General features: G+C 47.3%; 15 protein-coding genes. 3 read left to right on the top strand and 12 right to left on the bottom strand.

Annotated features, from left to right (window positions below):
• Positions 1-240: 240 nt before the first annotated feature.
• The 4 genes from GLV97_RS14345 to citZ form a co-directional block, all read right to left on the bottom strand.
• Entirely contained in the window at positions 241-717 is a 477-nt protein-coding gene (locus GLV97_RS14345; RefSeq protein WP_160836332.1) for a MaoC family dehydratase, read from the bottom strand.
• 81 nt (positions 718-798) lie between these two features.
• Positions 799-1,737 (bottom strand): malate dehydrogenase, encoded by a 939-nt coding sequence (gene mdh, locus GLV97_RS14340; RefSeq protein ID WP_160836333.1) that lies wholly within the window; start codon positions 1,735-1,737, stop codon positions 799-801.
• A 23-nt stretch (positions 1,738-1,760) separates the two neighbouring features.
• The gene (icd, locus tag GLV97_RS14335; RefSeq protein WP_160836334.1) at positions 1,761-3,035 is read right to left on the bottom strand and encodes an NADP-dependent isocitrate dehydrogenase; all 1,275 of its coding nucleotides are present in this window, start codon (positions 3,033-3,035) and stop codon (positions 1,761-1,763) included.
• A gap of 103 nt (positions 3,036-3,138) precedes the next feature.
• Complete coding sequence (gene citZ / locus GLV97_RS14330) at positions 3,139-4,257, bottom strand: citrate synthase (RefSeq protein WP_160836335.1); 1,119 nt, start codon at positions 4,255-4,257, stop codon at positions 3,139-3,141.
• A 242-nt stretch (positions 4,258-4,499) separates the two neighbouring features.
• Here citZ and ytvI point away from each other — a divergent pair, with 242 nt between their 5' ends.
• Positions 4,500-5,615: a sporulation integral membrane protein YtvI gene (gene ytvI / locus GLV97_RS14325; RefSeq protein ID WP_160889935.1), complete on the top strand. Its 1,116-nt coding sequence runs from the start codon at positions 4,500-4,502 to the stop codon at positions 5,613-5,615.
• 32 nt (positions 5,616-5,647) lie between these two features.
• Here the strand turns inward: ytvI and GLV97_RS14320 are convergent, their stop codons facing one another.
• From GLV97_RS14320 to dnaE, 8 genes are all read right to left on the bottom strand, one after another.
• Positions 5,648-6,040 carry an FxsA family protein gene (locus GLV97_RS14320; RefSeq protein ID WP_160836337.1) on the bottom strand — a complete coding sequence of 131 codons (393 nt, stop codon included), beginning with the start codon at positions 6,038-6,040 and terminating at the stop codon, positions 5,648-5,650.
• Between the two features lie 505 nt (positions 6,041-6,545).
• The gene (pyk, locus tag GLV97_RS14315; RefSeq protein WP_160836338.1) at positions 6,546-8,309 is read right to left on the bottom strand and encodes a pyruvate kinase; all 1,764 of its coding nucleotides are present in this window, start codon (positions 8,307-8,309) and stop codon (positions 6,546-6,548) included.
• Between the two features lie 29 nt (positions 8,310-8,338).
• Entirely contained in the window at positions 8,339-9,298 is a 960-nt protein-coding gene (pfkA, locus tag GLV97_RS14310; protein ID WP_160836339.1) for a 6-phosphofructokinase, read from the bottom strand.
• A gap of 219 nt (positions 9,299-9,517) precedes the next feature.
• Complete coding sequence (locus GLV97_RS14305; RefSeq protein WP_160836340.1) at positions 9,518-10,480, bottom strand: acetyl-CoA carboxylase carboxyltransferase subunit alpha; 963 nt, start codon at positions 10,478-10,480, stop codon at positions 9,518-9,520.
• Positions 10,477-11,337, bottom strand: coding sequence for an acetyl-CoA carboxylase, carboxyltransferase subunit beta (accD, locus tag GLV97_RS14300; protein WP_160836341.1), 861 nt, complete (start codon positions 11,335-11,337; stop codon positions 10,477-10,479). Before accD ends, GLV97_RS14305 begins: the two co-directional genes overlap by 4 nt.
• A gap of 100 nt (positions 11,338-11,437) precedes the next feature.
• A complete protein-coding gene (locus tag GLV97_RS14295; protein WP_160889934.1) occupies positions 11,438-12,031 on the bottom strand; it encodes a FadR/GntR family transcriptional regulator in 594 nt (197 codons plus the stop codon).
• Positions 12,032-12,108: 77 nt separating this feature from the next.
• The gene (locus GLV97_RS14290; protein WP_160836343.1) at positions 12,109-13,347 is read right to left on the bottom strand and encodes a malic enzyme-like NAD(P)-binding protein; all 1,239 of its coding nucleotides are present in this window, start codon (positions 13,345-13,347) and stop codon (positions 12,109-12,111) included.
• 124 nt (positions 13,348-13,471) lie between these two features.
• Positions 13,472-16,831: a DNA polymerase III subunit alpha gene (gene dnaE, locus GLV97_RS14285; protein WP_160889933.1), complete on the bottom strand. Its 3,360-nt coding sequence runs from the start codon at positions 16,829-16,831 to the stop codon at positions 13,472-13,474.
• A gap of 131 nt (positions 16,832-16,962) precedes the next feature.
• Here dnaE and GLV97_RS14280 point away from each other — a divergent pair, with 131 nt between their 5' ends.
• Positions 16,963-17,295, top strand: coding sequence for a YtrH family sporulation protein (locus tag GLV97_RS14280; RefSeq protein WP_160836345.1), 333 nt, complete (start codon positions 16,963-16,965; stop codon positions 17,293-17,295).
• Positions 17,296-17,298: 3 nt separating this feature from the next.
• Entirely contained in the window at positions 17,299-17,796 is a 498-nt protein-coding gene (gene ytrI, locus GLV97_RS14275; protein WP_160889932.1) for a sporulation membrane protein YtrI, read from the top strand.
• The last annotated feature ends 187 nt before the right edge of the window (positions 17,797-17,983 follow it).

Genomic DNA, 17,983 nt, shown 5'->3' with positions numbered 1-17,983 from the left:
TTTTAATATAGTCCCAATTCCTGTCTTCATACGCCCGGTTTCTATCTCTCTCTTAAAGCAGAGCATAGAAAGCATGAAAAACAGGCTGCCGGTAACAAGACCGACAGCCTCAGTAAAAAGAAACTTCCGTTGATTTTCTCTTCTCCCACTCACCCGATTTCCGAAAGCACCTGAAAGGGAACCACACCAGCATTCCATGGAGGCCCTGCAAATTTCGAGATTGTTTCCTTCAGCGTTGGATCAGTAAAAGTTTTCGAGGGAGACCGCATTCATGGACGTCGGCTCATAAGGGGGAATGACAGTCATCTTTCCTTTCATGACTTCTTTTCCCTCTTCATCATAACCGTGCATATCCAGAATAACTTGATGTTCCTGCTGATTAATGTCCGTTATCTCTGCATGAAACCGAACTTCAGCATAGTGGTAAAGAGGATGAGGATAGCTTAACTGCTGTTCTACAATATGACTTCCCGGTCCCGGAAGGTGCATGGAAACAATGGAAGATGCCATCCCACACAGCATCACACTGGGTACGACCGGCTGTTTGAAGGGAGTTTGAGTTGCATAGTCGTGTTGAATGTAAAGCGGATTCGCATCATCTGTCAGCCCCAGGTACATAAGAAGATCCCGATCTTCCACTCTCGAAGTGGTCGTAAAGGTTTCTCCGATTTTCAAATCCTGTATCTTTCTACCGAGCTTTCTTTTCTTTCCAATCATGGCAGCCACTCCTTTTTTGAAAGCGTTTGCTTATTTGGTATAAAAAAGGGATTCGAGATATCCCCGAACCCCTTCTCTTCTTTATTTTAATACATGGAGGACATTTTTAACAGAGTCGGCTGATTGATCCAGCTGTTGTTTCTCTTCCTCTGTTAATTCCAGCTCAATGACTTCCTCAATGCCATTCCCACCAAGAATGGTAGGCACACCGAGGTAAATGCCGTCATAGCCATACTCACCTTCCAAATAGGCGATGGCAGGTATGATACGGCGCTGATCCTTCAAGATGGCCTCTGCCATTTGAACGAGTGAAGCAGCAGGAGCATAATAAGCACTGCCGTTACCAAGCAGCCCTACGATTTCTCCCCCGCCTTTTCGTGTACGTTCCACAATGGCATCGAGACGCTCTTTGGAAATGAGACGTTCAAGCGGAATACCGCCCGCAAAGGAATAGCGGAGCATCGGAACCATGTCGTCCCCGTGGCCGCCTAGAACAAAGCCGGTGACATCCTTAATGGAAATGTTCAATTCCTCTGCGACGAAGGTACGGAACCTGGCTGTATCCAAGACACCGGACTGACCAATCACCTTGTTCTTAGGAAGACCGGCTTCCTGGAAAACGGAGTAGGTCATCGCGTCGACCGGGTTCGTCAATACAACTATGAAACAGTCCGGCGAGTTTTTCACAATCTCTTTTGTAACACTCTTCATAATCTTGGCGTTTGTACTGACAAGATCATCGCGGCTCATCCCGGGTTTACGGGCAATCCCAGCTGTAATGATCACCAGGTCGGACCCTTCTGTATCCGCATAATCCGATGTTCCCTGAATCTTCGCATCAAAGCCCTGGACAGGACTGGCTTCCAGCATATCCAGTGCTTTTCCTTTCGTTGGATCTTCCATATCAGGAACATCTACCAGGACAACATCCCCAAGTTCCTTCTGAGCAAGCATTAATGCCGTAGTTGCACCTGTAAATCCGGCACCGATGACGGAGATTTTCCTTCTTTGAATACTCATCGTACCTCTCCTTCCACTTGCAATTAGTCCATGTTCTTAATAAGTTCGTCTCCAAACTCAGAACATTTCACTTCTGATGCCCCTTCCATCATACGGGCAAAGTCATAAGTAACCACTTTACTTCCAATCGTCTTATCCATGGATTGGGAAATAAGATCTGCTGCTTCTCTCCAACCCAGGTGTTCAAGCATCAGGACACCGGAAAGGATGACAGATGATGGGTTCACCTTATCAAGACCTGCGTATTTAGGAGCTGTTCCGTGAGTGGCTTCAAAAATAGCATGGCCGGTTTCAAAGTTAATATTTGCTCCTGGAGCAATTCCGATACCGCCGACCTGGGCTGCAAGCGCATCAGAGATATAGTCACCGTTCAGGTTCATTGTAGCTACCACGTCAAATTCCTTCGGACGGGTTAGAATCTGCTGAAGGAAAATATCAGCGATGGCATCTTTTACAATGATCTTGCCTTCTGCTTCGGCCTCATCCTGCGCTTTGTTCGCTGCATCCTTGCCTTCTTTCTCAACGATGCGGTCATATTCAGCCCATGTGAAGACCTTCCCTGCATACTCTTCTTCAGCTACTTCATAACCCCAGGACTTGAAGGAGCCTTCCGTGAACTTCATGATGTTTCCTTTATGAACAAGTGTCACGTTTTTACGCCCTTCATTGATCGCGTAATCAATTGCCGCACGGACAAGACGTTTCGTACCCTCTTCAGATACTGGTTTGATACCAATACCGGAAGTTTCAGGGAAACGAATGTTATGTACACCCATTTCGTTCTGCAGAAAATCGATGACTTTTTTGACTTCCGGAGTGCCCTTCTGCCACTCAATACCAGCATAAATATCTTCAGTATTCTCACGGAAGATCGCCATATCCGTATCCTCAGGACGTTTCACTGGTGAAGGAACGCCTTTGAAGTAGCGGACCGGACGAAGACATGTAAACAAATCCAGTTCCTGGCGTAGAGCTACGTTCAAGGAGCGGATACCGCCGCCGATTGGCGTTGTCAAAGGTCCTTTGATTGCAATCTTGTAATCGCGGATCGTATCGAGCGTCGCTTCCGGAAGCCATTCCCCTGTCTGATCATAAGCTTTTTGACCGGCAAGAACTTCTTTCCACTCAATCGATTTCTGACCGTTATAGGCTTTATCAACAGCTGCTTCAATGACACGGCTGGCTGCCGCCCAGATATCAGGACCGATGCCGTCACCTTCGATATATGGGATCACCGGACGATCGGGTACGTTTAATGTTCCGTTTTGTTCTACTGCGATTTTTTGTGCTTGTGTCAAAATAAACCCTCCTAAATTTTCTGTAATCATGGATGATTCATCCTATTCTATCATACGTTAAAATAGGATGAATAAAAAGCAGGGACCTCTCCCGTTCCGTTTGTCAGCGTTCTTCAATCGGAGTATACGTCTGTCCCTTAGGACCTGCATATTCCGCACGCGGACGGATCAGGCGGTTGTTGGAATACTGTTCAAGGATATGAGCGAGCCATCCGGAAACACGGCTGACTGCAAAGATCGGCGTGAACAAATCGTGATCGATTCCAAGACTGTGATAGACAGAAGCGGAATAAAAATCAACGTTTGCCGGAAGTCCCTTGTTCTCCTTGATGTAATCTTCAATTTTAATAGACATTTCATAGTATTTAGAGTGGCCGGTAAGCTTCGTGAGTTCCCGGGACATCTCTTTCAAATGCTTGGCGCGTGGATCACCGGAGCGATAGACACGGTGGCCCATTCCCATAATTTTTTCCTTGTTTTCGAGTTTCTTTTCAATGGCCGGCACGGCATTTTCCACACTATCAATTTCCGTAAGCATCTTCATGACACGTTCATTGGCACCACCGTGAAGCGGCCCTTTCAATGCTCCGATTGCCGCTGTTACACCAGAGTAGACATCAGATAATGTAGCGACACAGACACGGGCGGTGAATGTGGATGCATTCAATTCATGGTCCGCATGGAGGACAAGGGCTTTGTTGAAAGCTTCTACTTCCAGATCCTCCGGGTCTTTTCCATTCAGCATATAAAGGAAATTCGCTGCAAAGCTGAGTTCTTTTTTAGGTGAGACAGGCTCTTCACCTTTGCGGATACGGGCAAAAGCCGTGACCACAGTCGGAATTTTCGCCTGAAGACGCAGTGCCTTGCGATTATTCGCTTCCTCTTCCATCACATCGGACTCTGGATCATACAGTCCCAGCATGGAAACAGCTGTACGCAGGGCAGCCATTGGATGAACCGTTTTCAGATCATAGGATTTAAGATGATCAATGACCTCTTTCGGAATATCCATATTGGAAATTAAATCTTCTTTGAAATCTTTCAACTCCTGTGCATTCGGAAGCTTTAAATTCCAAAGAAGGTAGATCACTTCTTCAAAGCTTGAGTTATCAGCTAAATCATCGATATCGTACCCAACATATGTCAGTTTATCGTCAATGATGGAACTGATGGATGATTCAGTTGCTGTAATCCCTTCAAGACCTTTAGTTGATGATGACATACAATCTCTCCCTTTCGAAAAGTTCCAAACGAATGCTTGTCCGTTTGACAAGAAAACGCTTTACATTTAACAGAATCCCTTTATAGGAAAATGACCCCACACACAATTATAAAGTATTCTGAAGAGAATGTGAATTGAAACCGTTTAATTTTGGTGGATTTTATCGAATCTTTTTCCTTATATTCCCTGATTGAAGACGAAGCAAACAGGGTGGAAATGTTACGAACTCCAGAAAAAAGAGGGTGCCGGAGCTGAACAACAACCTTATTTCCATGATTTTAAGGTCCCTTCTACTGATTTCAGGCTTAACGGCTGCTGCTGTTCTTTTTCTGTTGGTATGGAATTATTTACATCCATTTCTGAGTGCTTATATATGTGCAGCGCTCCTGCGTCCCTTTGTCCTTCTTTTATCCCAAAGGCTCCACCTGCCGCATGTTCTCTCCATTCTACTGGTTCTCAGCATCTTCACCCTGCTTGCACTCAGTACTTTCGCTCTTGTTTTAGCAGAGCTGGTCAAAGGATTTCAGCACTATTCTACGGATCTCCCTGCACAGGCAGCCGCTTTATCGACATTTTTAATGAATCAAATAAGAGAATGGGGAGAGCCGTTGTTTTTAAGACTGCAGGCCTCCCTGGAGCATTCCGGAATCATGACTTCCTCGATTGATGAATACCTGCAGGCAGCCCAGACGCAGGCCGGGCAGATCAGTATGGATCTGCTGAAGGGTGTATTTGAAGCTGTGCAGCATCTGGCCGGGATGCTCCCAACCTCTGCAGCTTACATAGGTATCGTTGTCATCGGGACTTTTTTTTTCAGTAAAGACTGGGAGACGATTCACCGCCCTCTGCACTCGGTTATCCCTCCCATCATCCAGGAACGTGCCTTACAGCTGCGTGCTGAAATGGAGCGGACATTCAAAGGGCTGATCCGTGCTCAATGCAAGCTTGTAAGCATCAGTACCTTTATAATAGGAACCGGCTTATACCTGCTTGATGCCCCTCACCTTCTCGCGATAACAGCAGCGGCCTGTCTGCTTGACTTTATTCCTTATGTAGGGACAGGGGTCATTTTCATCCCCTGGATGTTGTTCCAGTTCTTTTCTGGTGATTTCCCCATGACTATTGGACTTGCTGTTTTATATGCCATCGTCGTCCTTACAAGACAGATGCTGGAACCAAAGCTGATGGCCGATCAATTCGGCGTCCCTCCCATCATCCTGCTTCTCACCTTTGCCGGTGGCTTCAAACTTCTGGGGGTTTATGGGATTATGCTCAGCCCAATCCTGCTGATGGTGATCCAGACATTGAAGAAGACAGGCGCATTGAAAGAACTCCTTCATTTTATCACAAGTAAATAAAACTCCATTTCCGCTTTGGAAATGGAGTCTTCTCATTTTCTGTAAATGGTCACGGTTCCTTTATCCATGGCTTTCTGGATGGCTCGTTTCACCACTGCTTTCAAAGGTGTTCTCGTGATGGGCAGAAGAAGGATAAACCCTGCCGCATCTGTAATAAACCCGGGTGTCAACAGGACAGCTCCCCCGACAAGGATACAAGCTCCATCCAACAAGGCGTCCTGAGGCATACGTCCCTGCTGCATCGATAACTGGACATTCTGAATGGTTTCCAGTCCTTGTTTTTTCGCAAGCCAGGCTCCCAGCGCTCCTGTACTGATGATCAGCAGAATGACCCACCATGGACCGATGACATTTCCCGCTCCGATCAGCAGACCGATCTCCAGTGCAGGTATGATCAATATGAGGATGAATAACCAGCGAAACATAGCATCTTCCCTTCTTTTCCTTTCCTCCATTATACCTGTTTCAAGCAGTAAGGTAAAAATAAAAGGCAGAGATAAACATCTCTGCCTTTCAAGCTTGAAGAGAAACCTTTTTTCTAGTGACTCCAAAGGAGCGGGCATCCACACTTGGTCATGGATAGGACCTTTCCCACGCAAGCGGGAGTAACGCAGCCTGTACTGTTCTTTTGAAACGGCGAAGGAGCTATGCTCACCTTTCTCTTTTATCATAGCGTAAGCTGTTTTCCCACAGACACCGGCACGAGGAGCGTTCGGTGGTGACGCCTGCGGGAACAGCGCGAGCCGAAGATCCATTTGGTCAAATGGTTTCTTGACTAAATTAGCTGAGGCCGTGCCCGCGGCAAGCATCCGCCGATAAGCGGAACGTGCCCTCTCCACACGACAAACGGACAACTCTAATTGGCTGGGACGAACGTTTTCTACAGACTAAAAAGGCAGAGATTAAAATCTCTGCCTTTCCTTCTATTCATTACAGGACACTCGCATGCCCTTCATAAATGTCACCACGGGAACTGTCGATGGTAAGATCAGAACCATCCTTGATCAGTTCAAGAGCGTTTGGTACACCGACGATAACCGGAATACCAAGGCTGAGGCCGACAACTGCTGCGTGGGAAGTCAGGCCGCCTTCCAATGTAACGATACCAGCAGCTTTTTCGATCGCCGGCATCATGTCACGGTCTGTTCCGTGTGTAACGATAATATCGCCGTCATCTACACGGTTAATGGCATCCTGGGCATCTTTAGCGACAATCGCACGACCAAACGCGCTCTTCTGGCCGACACCCTGGCCTTTGACTAAAACATCACCGATGACGTGAACTTTCATCAGGTTGGTTGTACCGCTCTCTCCGACAGGTACGCCTCCTGTAATGATCACACGGTCACCGCGGTCAGCAAGACCTGAAGCAAGGCTGCGTTCAACGGCAACATCAAGCATGTCATCCGTGGAGTAAGCACGAGGTCCCATCACTGCATAAACACCCCATACTAGAGAAAGCTTGCGGTTTACTTCTTCGTCAGACGTAATCGCTACGATAGGGGCTTTTGGACGATACTTGGAAATCATACGGGCGGTATGTCCGCTTTCTGTCGGCGTAACGATGGCTGCTGCATCCAGGTTGATCGCTGTGTGGGTAACAGACTGGCTGATCGCGTCCGTAATCGTCATATCACTATGCTTGGAGCGGTCCTGCAACAGGGATACGTGGTTCAAGCCTGTTTCTGTTTTGGAAGCAATATTATGCATCGTCTGAACAGCTTCCACCGGATAGTCACCAGCAGCTGTTTCACCGGAAAGCATGATCGCATCGGTGCCATCAAAAATGGCATTGGCTACGTCAGAAGCTTCCGCACGCGTCGGGCGTGGGTTGCGCTGCATGGAATCGAGCATTTGTGTGGCTGTAATAACCGGCTTGCCGGCTTTGTTGCATTTGCGGATCAACTGCTTCTGTACAAGAGGTACATCTTCTGCTGGAATTTCAACACCAAGGTCACCACGGGCAACCATCAATCCATCACTGACTTCAAGAATTTCGTCGATGTTGTCGACACCTTCCTGGTTCTCGATTTTTGGAATGATTTGAATGTGGTTGGCATTATGTTTTTCAAGAAGTTCTTTGATTTCAAGAACATCAGACGCGCGGCGCACGAAAGATGCAGCGATGAAATCAACACCCTGCTCAATACCGAACTCGATATCCTTGGCATCTTTATCTGTAATACCAGGCAGGTTGACGCTCACATTTGGAACGTTGACCCCTTTTTTGTTCTTCAATGGTCCATTGTTCAGAACCGTCGTTTTGATTTCTTCATTTTCCTTGTCCACTTCTTCCACCTGAAGTTCTACAAGTCCGTCATCAAGAAGGATTTTGGATCCTGGGTGTACGTCGTTGATCAGGCCGGAATAAGTCACAGAGAAGCGCTCTGCATCACCTTCGATATCTTTCATGGATACATAAGCTGTTGAGCCTTTTTCAAGGTAGCACTCTCCGCCCTTCAGAGAACCGGTACGAATTTCAGGACCTTTGGTATCAAGAAGAATCGCTACGGTCTTCCCGACAGCCTTTGAAGCTTCACGGATGTTTGTAATACGCGCTCCGTGTTCATCGAAGTCACCGTGTGAAAAGTTCAGGCGGGCGACGTTCATCCCTGATTCAATAAGCTGTGTCAGCTTCTCTACGGATTCAGACGCTGGTCCAATCGTGCTGACGATTTTTGTTTTTCTAAACATATTATTTCCTCCTCTATTGCCTCTTACGTTTATATAGATAGTTCTTTGGAAAGACGATACATATCAAGATCAAGCGTATGCTTCGCGTTTAAAATCTCTACAATGTCATGGTCCACCAGTTTGTTCGATTGTATACCAACCATGCGGCCGGCTTTACCTTCGATGAGCAGATCGACGGCATAAGCACCTAAGCGGCTTGCAAGAACTCTGTCTGAAGCACTCGGGGATCCTCCACGCTGTGTGTGTCCCAGTACAGTCACACGGGATTCAAGGCCGGCAGCTTCATCAATACGGCGTGCCAGTTCGCCTCCGGTGCAGACGCCTTCAGCAACAATAATGATGCTGTGTTTTTTGCCGCGTTCATGTCCTCTGCGAAGACGGTCGATAATATCTTCAAGCTCATCTTCCGCTTCCGGGATCATGATACTTTCCGCACCATCCGCCAGTCCGGCCCACAAGGCAAGATCCCCTGCGTCGCGGCCCATCACTTCGATAATGAACGTACGCTCATGGGATGTCGCCGTGTCACGGATTTTGTCAATCGCGTCAATGATGGTATTCAATGCTGTATCAAATCCAATTGTGAAATCAGTTCCAGGAATGTCATTATCTATGGTTCCTGGTACACCGATACATGGGTAGCCTTTTTCCGTAAGTTTCTTAGCCCCCATAAAGGTACCATCACCACCGACAGCTATCAAGCCTTCAATGCCATGTTTTTTTAATTGTTCAATCCCTTTCAGCTGACCTTCTTCGGTTTTGAACTCTTCACAGCGGGCAGAATAAAGCTTGGTCCCTCCGCGTTGAATGATGTCACCCACGGATCCCAGCTCCATTTTTTCGATGTCCCCATCAATTAACCCCTGGTATCCGTATTTAATACCGTACACTTCGATGTTATGATAGATGGCTTTCCTGACAACTGAACGGATCGCCGCGTTCATGCCTGGAGCGTCTCCGCCACTCGTAAGTACTCCAATTTTTTTCATTCTCATCACCTCAAAAGTAATCTATTTATGTTGTTTCCAACTAAAGATGAATTGAAACCTCAGTCTTCCTGATCTCATAGGACTCCCTTTACAGTCTACCCTTTTTTACGCAGCCGGACTATTCTTTTCCTGTGATAACGTTACCATCCTGCGAAGATGAGAAAAGCCGCACGTGATGTGCGACCTTTCATAACGGACCTTTATATTTCAACCCTATCATTATAAATCAAGATACGAGTAATCGCCAATGTTTTTATATTTTTCAAAGCGGTTTTCCAACAGTTGATCGTGATTTAAGGTATGAAGTTCATTCAGGGAATCGGTCAGCACCTGTCTGATTTCCTCTGCCTGTTTCCCTACATCCCGGTGGGCTCCACCTCTCACTTCAGGGATGACACCATCAATGACGTTCAATTTCTTTAAGTCATAGGATGTAATCTTCATGGATTCCGCGGCTTCCTGGGCAAGACCTGCATCCTTCCATAAAATGGATGAAGCACCTTCAGGGGATATGACGGAATACGTGGAGTTTTCCAGCATGAAAATTTTATCACCAATGCCGAGCCCCAGAGCTCCACCGCTTCCTCCTTCACCGATCACGATACAGATGATGGGCACTGTTAGTCCTGCCATCTCCATCAAGTTCCGGGCGATCGCCTCACTCTGGCCGCGTTCTTCTGCGGCTTTTCCCGGATAGGCTCCCTTCGTATCAATGAATGTGATAATCGGGCGTTTGAACTTTTCCGCCTGCTTCATTAATCGAAGAGCTTTGCGGTACCCTTCCGGATGAGGCATGCCGAAGTTCCGGCGGATATTTTCTTTCGTATCTTTCCCCCGCTGGTGGCCGATGACTGTGACCGGCTGTTCATTAAACTTGGCAATACCGGAAACGATCGCTGCATCATCACCAAATGTACGGTCACCGTGAAGCTCAAGGAACCCTGTAAATAAGTGCTCGATATAATCAAGCGTCGTCGGTCGTTCCGGATGGCGGGCCATTTGTACCCTGTCCCAAGGGGCCATGCGGTCATAGACATCCGTTTCCAGTTTTTCCAGACGTTTTTCCAGCTTCGCGATCTCATCACTCAGATCCATTTCACTACTGTCTGTAAGCTGTTTCAAATCTACAATCTTTTCTCTTAGTTCGATGACTGGTTTTTCAAATTCTAGCACGTGTTTCATAACCGGCTTCCTCCTACTGCGTGAAGATCCAGAACAGTGGTCAGTGTTTCTCTCAGTTCATGGCGGTGGACAACCCGGTCCAGCTGGCCATGCTCCAAGAGAAATTCGGCCGTCTGAAAATCATCCGGCAGCTTTTCCCGGATGGTCTGTTCAATTATTCTTCGTCCCGCAAAACCAATCAATGCTTTAGGTTCTGCAAAGTTATAATCACCAAGGGAAGCGAAACTGGCGGATACACCACCTGTCGTCGGGTGAGTCATGACAGAAATAAATAAGCCTCCATCCGCGTGAAGACGCTGCAGCGCCACAGAGGTTTTCCCCATCTGCATCAGACTGAGAACCCCCTCCTGCATGCGGGCGCCGCCGGATGCCGTAAAGATGATAAAAGGAATCCCTTCCTTGCGGGCCTGTTCAATAGCATTCGTTATTTTTTCACCGACGACGGATCCCATACTCCCCATTCTGAACCGGGCATCCATCACAGCGACTGCTGCCTCAAGGCCGTTCATTTGAGCTTTACCAGTTACTACCGCTTCATTCAGATCGGATTTCAACCGGTCTTTTTCCAATTTCTCTTCGTAATCTGGAAAGCCGAGCGGGTTACTTGAAATCATATGTTTATCCCACTCTGTAAACGTCCCCTCATCGAATAGGTGCTCAATCCGCTCATAGGCGTTGAGGCGGTGATGATGGTCACAGTATGGACAGACATTCATATTCCGATTTAACTCTTTACGGTAGAAGATTTTTTGACACTCGGGGCATTTCTGCATCAACCCTTCCGGGACATCCTGTTTGGCTTCCTGGCTTGGTATGGATGCATACCTTTTTTTCTTGCTGAAAAAGTCTCTAAGCAAGGTGATTCCTCCTTTGGGACAAAGCTTCCTTTCTATTCAATATACAAAAAGTACTTTGCGTAATATCACTGAATTTGTCGTCATTGTTTCGACATCATTTTCAACGATAGAGCTGTATGATATCCATCGTATCTCCCTTCTGAAGAGTTTCTGCGACGGACTCATACCAGCTTTTATCATAGTGCACATTATGAACGGTATTGGTAAATCCGGCAATAAACTGCCACATGGAAAAAAGCAGCTCCTGCTCAGATGTGGAAGAAAGATATTCAAACACATGGTAATGACGTTCCTTACCAACATATCCTTCTATGATGTCTTTTAGACGGCGGAGCTGGTGGCTGTCCAGCTTGTGCTGCAGAATCATCAATACTTCTTTTTCTATCATCTGCATAGCTGTCAAAAGTTCCTTTTTCGTCCTTTTTTCGGTTAACAGGAAGTTCGACAGCAGTTCAACCATATGATAAGGGCGGTAGGATCTCATGTACGTGCCTTCCCCGCGGCGGGTTTCTATCAGGCCAAGCAGTTCCATGGCCCGGAACGCCTCACGGATGGATGACCTCCCTACACCGAGCTGTTCGCTGAGTTCGCATTCAGAAGGCAGCTTATCGCCGGGGCTCAATTGATTCTCCTCGATGTAAACCTTCAATTGGTATAAAACCCCTTCGTATACCTTCCCATTTGGTTTAGTCAACGTATCCGAACACCTCTTTCGCGCTTCATCCTACGGCCATATGTAAAGGGAAAGATCCCTTTCCCCTTTTCCGGCAGTTATTCTTCATCAATTAAAGTAAGCTGTCTCGTCTTTTCTGCTACTTCTTCAGGATCGACATGATGACGAGCCACCCCTGACTCCATTGCGGCCTTGGCAACGCTTGCCGCTACAGCCGGCGCTACGCGCGGATCAAATGGAGCAGGAATAACATAATCCTCACTCAATTCGTCTTCACTTACAAGTGAAGCAATGGCCTCGGCGGCTGCGATTTTCATTTTTTCATTGATTCGTGTCGCGCGTACATCAAGCGCTCCTCTGAAGATTCCAGGAAAAGCCAGAACGTTGTTGACCTGGTTGGGGAAATCAGATCGGCCTGTACCGATCACCCGGGCTCCTGCTTCCTTCGCATCCTCGGGCATGATTTCCGGCTCCGGATTGGCCATAGCAAATATGATGGAATCATCTTTCATACGGGCAACGGTCTCCTTGGACAACAGCCCTCCAACCGATACACCGATAAAGACGTCGGCATCCTCCATGACCTCTTCAAGAGCTCCTTCGACCCGGTCTTTGTTCGTAATTTTAGCGATTTCATCTTTGACATCATTCATTCCATAGTCGCGGCCTTCAAAAATAGCTCCTTTGGAATCACACATAATAATATCACGTACACCGAAATGGTAAAGTAATTTAATAATAGCGATCCCTGCTGCTCCTGCTCCATTGGCCACTACTTTAATGTCCGACCATGATTTTCCAGTCAACTTCAAAGCGTTCATCAGACCTGCGACAGTTACGATAGCGGTTCCGTGCTGATCATCGTGGAAGATAGGGATATTCGTTTCTTTTTTCAAACGATCTTCAATAATAAAGCAGTTTGGTGCAGCGATATCTTCCAGGTTTACGCCCCCAAAGGTAGGCTCCATCAGCTTCACCGTATTCACAATCTGATCGACTTCTCTTGTGTTCAGGCAGATAGGAAAAGCGTCGACGCCTGCAAAGCTTTTGAACAAGGCGGCTTTCCCCTCCATGACTGGAAGAGCAGCCTCGGGGCCGATATTCCCAAGTCCGAGTACCGCAGAGCCGTCGCTGACAACCGCCACCATGTTGCCCTTCATTGTATAGTCATAGACCGTCTCTTTATGGTCATAGATTTCCTTACATGGCTCAGCCACTCCAGGGGAGTAGGCAAGACTTAGATCCTTCGCATTCCGGACGGGTACTTTAGAATGAGTTTCCAGCTTCCCTTTGTTCACTCGGTGTATATGCAATGCTTCGTCTCGCAGATTTGACACAACAACACGCTCCTTTAAATGAATGAATGATTGAACCGACCCAGGTGGTCTGACCACCAGTAACTCTTTAATTATAACAGATGAAAAGGTCGTGTAAAGATTTTCAAAAATATGGACTTAGTTTTTAATTTTCCGTCTTCTTCCGATTGCTCCTTAATGCCACATGCTTCTCGCCGAAAAAGTCATTCAATTGATCCAGACAGTCTCTTGTCGGCTGCAGCCCGTAGCTTTCGTCCAGCCGGTAGGTTTTCCGATCTTCAGACCGGAACAGGAAAACAGGGGTATTCCCCGGGAAATACTGCGCTGTTTCCTTCAACTGCTGAATCGCTTCATTCTCATTCTCTTCTGTCACTTTAATGAACAGCCGGCGCTCCTCCTGCTCTTCTCCCCGGCGGTCCTGTTCCATTTCAAAAGGATCCAGAGACTGAATAATCAGCTGTTTCCTTCCGTTTCTTTCTTCGACTTTTCCTGAGGCTGTGACAAGCATCTGCTCTGCCAGCCACACTTTAACGTCCCTGTACGTATCCGGAAAGATGACGGCATCCACTTCGGCAGTTTCATCACTTAAGGATAAAAAGGCCATCGGGTCCCCGCGTTTTGTTCGGATTTCCCGAATGCTGTCTACGACCGCAGCTGTATCGACTTTGTTATTCATTTTCATTCGGTACAGCTGTGAAAGAGCCAGGACGCCTATGCGCCTGAGGCCTTTACGCTGACTTTCCAGAGGATGATCGGACAAGTACGTGCCAAGGACTTCTTTTTCCATCGCCAGATTCTTGAGAAGGGGGAATGGATCAACGTCCACCATATCCATGACCATTTCCTGATCAAAAAAACCGGGCTGATCCTGAAACTCCTTGAATAACTCCCCCTGCTCGAGGGCTTGATCAATCGTGGCGAGGGCACTCGCACGATTAGGATGAAGGTCATCAAACGCCCCGGCTATAATTAGACCCTCGATCACTTTGCGTGAAACGATTTTCGTATCCACACGCAGACAGAAATCATTCAAATGCCGGAAGGGCTGCTGCCCGCGTCCTTCCACAATGGCTTTAGCCGCTTGATATCCCACGCCTTTGATGGAAAGAAAACCCATAATGATCTCATTTCGGGATCCCCGGGCGGTCGTCCCGCTTTTATTAATAGAGGGAGCCTTCACATTCACGCGCATGTCTCTCGCTTCCCGGATGTAAGCTGCCAGTTTCTCGCGATCGCCAAGATTAGCGTTGATGAGCTCTGCCATAAAGGCCGAGGGGTAATGAGCTTTCATAAAAGCCAGCTGATAAGAAATCAAACTATAGGCGACCGCATGGCTCCGGTTAAATCCGTAATTTGAGAACTTGACTATCCAGTCAAACAGCTGCTCCGCCACCTGCTCGGAATAGTCGTTTTCCAAAGCTCCTGTTACAAACGCTTTCCTTTCACTCTCCAAAACTCCGCCCTGTTTTTTACTAACCGCTCTTCGGAGCATGTCCGCCTGTCCTAATGAATAGCCTGCTATAAGCCCTGCCACCTGCATAATCTGCTCCTGATAGACGAGCACACCATACGTTGGACTCAAAATCTCCTTTAAATCCGGGTGCGGAAGATTGAAAGCTTCGTTTTGATTCTTCCTCTTCACATACGTATCGATATATTCCATCGGGCCCGGCCGGTAAAGAGCGTTGACAGCCACCACATCTTCAAAGTGGGTCGGCTTCAGCTTCGTCAAAACCTGCTTCATTCCCTGCGACTCCAGCTGGAAGACTCCATTGGTTTTTCCTTTTGAAAGCAGGGAAAAGGTTTCCGGATCATTCAATGGAATGTGGTCAAGAGAGAAGGAACGGCTTTCTGTCCTTTGAATTTTACGCTCCAGATTTTCCATAAAGGTTAAGTTACGCAGTCCTAGAAAATCAATTTTCAGAAGGCCGATCTTTTCCAGATCCCCCATCGTGAGCTGGGTTAAATATACATCTCCCTGACTTTTCATCAAGGGGGTATATTCCATCAGCGGCTGTTCGGAAAGGACTACCCCTGCCGCATGTGTGGAAATATGACGTGGAAGGCCTTCCAGTTTGGCCGCAATCTTGAATAGATGCTTCAGTTTTTCCGAGTTTCTAATATAATCTTTCAGTTCCTCCGAATGACGGACGATCTCTACGAGCGATTGATTCGTCTGCTTCGGCAGCTGATGAAGAATATAAGAGGCATCACTTTCATCAATATGGAGAACCTTGAATAATTCCCTGAGTACACTTTTGGCAGCGAAGGTACCGAACGTGCTGATCTGAGCTGCATGCTGCCTGCCGTATTTTTCAGCAACGTAGGAAATGACCTCATCCCTCCGCTGGTCAGGAAAGTCGATATCGATATCCGGCATCGTAATACGTTCCGGATTTAAAAACCGTTCAAAAAGCAGTTGATATTCGAGCGGGTCCACCTTCGTGATTTCAAGCAGATAAGCAACGATTGATCCTGCGGCCGACCCCCGGCCCGGACCAGCATTGATGCCCTTTTCCCGGGCAAACGCGATAAAGTCCCAGACAATTAAGAAGTAATCACTGAATTCCATGGATTCAATTACGCTCAACTCATGATTCAGGCGCTGGAAAGCTTCCGCCTTTCCTTCATATTTTTCATGGAGGGCTTGTTCACAGAGCTCACGCAGATAAACAGCGGCGCTCTTTCCTTCAGGCGCCGGATATGTAGGAAGAAGCTGCTGGTTCAGGTTCATATCCCATTGACAGCGCTCTGCAATGTGCCCTGTCGTTTCGAGGACTTCCGGCCACCATTCTCCGAAAAAGGCCTCCATTTCCTCCGCACTTTTCAAGTAATAAGGACCGTGAGCATGATCAGGTGTAAAACGTGTCCCTTCCTCCACTGCTCTTAAGCAGTGATAGGCGTCCGCTTCCTCTTTCCTTATATAGCGGACATCCCCGACTGCCGTTACCTGCAGCCCCTTCTCATCCGTCCATTCCCGTAAAGGGGTGTGCAGCTGCCGTTCAGAATGAAGGTCCAGATCTTGAATACTTAAGTAAAAATTCCTTTTCTTCACTGCGTCCTTCCAACGGTTCAACCCGTCTTCCATGTGCTCAAACATCCGTCCGGCTATAGGCTCTGCCCACGGCGAGGCCGATGTCTTATGAACGACAATCAGTCCATCGCTCATGCCGGCAAACGTTTCAAGACTCAACGGCTCGTCTTTTGTGTTCGCCCACGTAGCTGCTTTCATCAGATTTTTATATCCCGTCTGATTTTCTGCAAGAAGCAGTACCGGATGGAGAAGAGAACGATCTTCTATAGTTGTGGATATACCGATAATCGGTTGGATGCCGTGGGCCCGGCACTCCTGATAAAACGCCAGCGCCCCGCTCAACGTGTTCTCATCCGTTAAAGCGATCGACTGGAATCCGCGGCCTTTCGCTTCACTGACCAAATCGTTAATCTTCACCGTACTCTTCATCAGACTATAGCCGCTGCGGACGTTTAAATGGGTGAAAGTCATTTCGTACACCTTCTTTCATGTGTAAATTATAGCTACTATTGAACAGGGAATAAAGCCCTCTGCATAAAACCACAGGAAAAAGAATATCCGTTTAAATAGAAACACATTTTCCAGGCGGAAAGAGGGACAAGATGGAAGACCGTTTAATCGTATCCATGATCCAATGTTTCTTTATCGCTTTTGGAGTTATTGTAGGCGGGACCCTCATTGGATGTATTGGCAGTTACTTAACCGGAGAAGCTCCGCTGACCGCCATGTTCCGTATCGCCAAAAGTTTAAGAATCTGGGCCGTTGTAGCAGCCATAGGCGGAACCTTTGATGCCATCAGCAACTTTGAAAAAGGAATCCTGGACGGCTCTACTTTTGATATGTTCAAGCAGATCGTCATTATCGTCGCGGCTATGGGCGGGGTGAAGGCAGCCCTTCTCCTGTTTGAGTGGCTGCTCGGAGAAGAGGTGACCTGATGCATGCACTTTCCTCCTTACCATAGAAGCAGGGAATGGAGACGCTTTTTCGCTGGTGTCCTGTTAGGTACCATTGCCGGCTGGCTTTTTTTTCTTTACACCCACGGACAGCTGCAGCAGAAATATACGGAAGAACATATTGCATTAACGACAGAACTGCATGAATTGGAAGTGAAGTATGAAGGGCTCCTGAACAATAAAAACAAGGATATGGACACCGCACCGTTGACGGTAAGCGAAATGGACGTCTCGTACACCAATGCCAAAAAGCTTGAAGTTGATCTGCTTACCCAGCATCAGCTGACGTCTATGGCGAAAGATCAGCTCTCCTCCCTGCCGGGCAAGCGTGTGCAGGTCGTTGCAGAGCAGACGGACTTGATTTTAACTTCCCTTGAAAGCAAAAACTATGTGGTGGATGATTTTACCTACCAATTAAAAGTCAACCAGCTGATCATATCCGAAATCATTACCTTGAGACTTGAAATAAAGCTGGTGCGGTAAGAAACGAAGGCTCACACTTCCACCTGTTCGTCCATATGCCGGAAACGCCGTGTTTTTCCAGTTTCTTCATTCCCTTTCCAGAGGAGCCCGTATTTTGAAGCCTATTCCAAAAATAAAGCTGCCGAGAAGATTCTCGGCAGCTTTTTTAATGGCATTGTCACCCTTAAGATCATGGACTCTTGTGTGG

The organism is Halobacillus litoralis (assembly GCF_009856355.1).
GTDB classification, from domain to species: Bacteria; Bacillota; Bacilli; order Bacillales; family Halobacillaceae; genus Halobacillus; species Halobacillus litoralis_B.
The sequence above is the reverse complement of the archived record's forward strand: the minus strand, read 5'-3'. Positions and strand labels throughout refer to the sequence as shown.

Excerpts from the sequence above, each read along its gene's own strand:
- pyk (WP_160836338.1), bottom strand. The coding sequence starts at position 8,309 with ATGTTTAGAAAAACAAAAATCGTCAGCACGATTGGACCAGCGTCTGAA.
- GLV97_RS14305 (WP_160836340.1), bottom strand. The coding sequence starts at position 10,480 with ATGAAACACGTGCTAGAATTTGAAAAACCAGTCATCGAACTAAGAGAA.
- ytrI (WP_160889932.1), top strand. The coding sequence starts at position 17,299 with ATGCACTTTCCTCCTTACCATAGAAGCAGGGAATGGAGACGCTTTTTC.
- mdh (WP_160836333.1), bottom strand. The coding sequence starts at position 1,737 with ATGAGTATTCAAAGAAGGAAAATCTCCGTCATCGGTGCCGGATTTACA.
- dnaE (WP_160889933.1), bottom strand. The coding sequence starts at position 16,831 with ATGACTTTCACCCATTTAAACGTCCGCAGCGGCTATAGTCTGATGAAG.
- citZ (WP_160836335.1), bottom strand. The coding sequence starts at position 4,257 with ATGTCATCATCAACTAAAGGTCTTGAAGGGATTACAGCAACTGAATCA.
- GLV97_RS14280 (WP_160836345.1), top strand. The coding sequence starts at position 16,963 with ATGGAAGACCGTTTAATCGTATCCATGATCCAATGTTTCTTTATCGCT.
- pfkA (WP_160836339.1), bottom strand. The coding sequence starts at position 9,298 with ATGAAAAAAATTGGAGTACTTACGAGTGGCGGAGACGCTCCAGGCATG.
- GLV97_RS14345 (WP_160836332.1), bottom strand. The coding sequence starts at position 717 with ATGATTGGAAAGAAAAGAAAGCTCGGTAGAAAGATACAGGATTTGAAA.
- GLV97_RS14320 (WP_160836337.1), bottom strand. The coding sequence starts at position 6,040 with ATGTTTCGCTGGTTATTCATCCTCATATTGATCATACCTGCACTGGAG.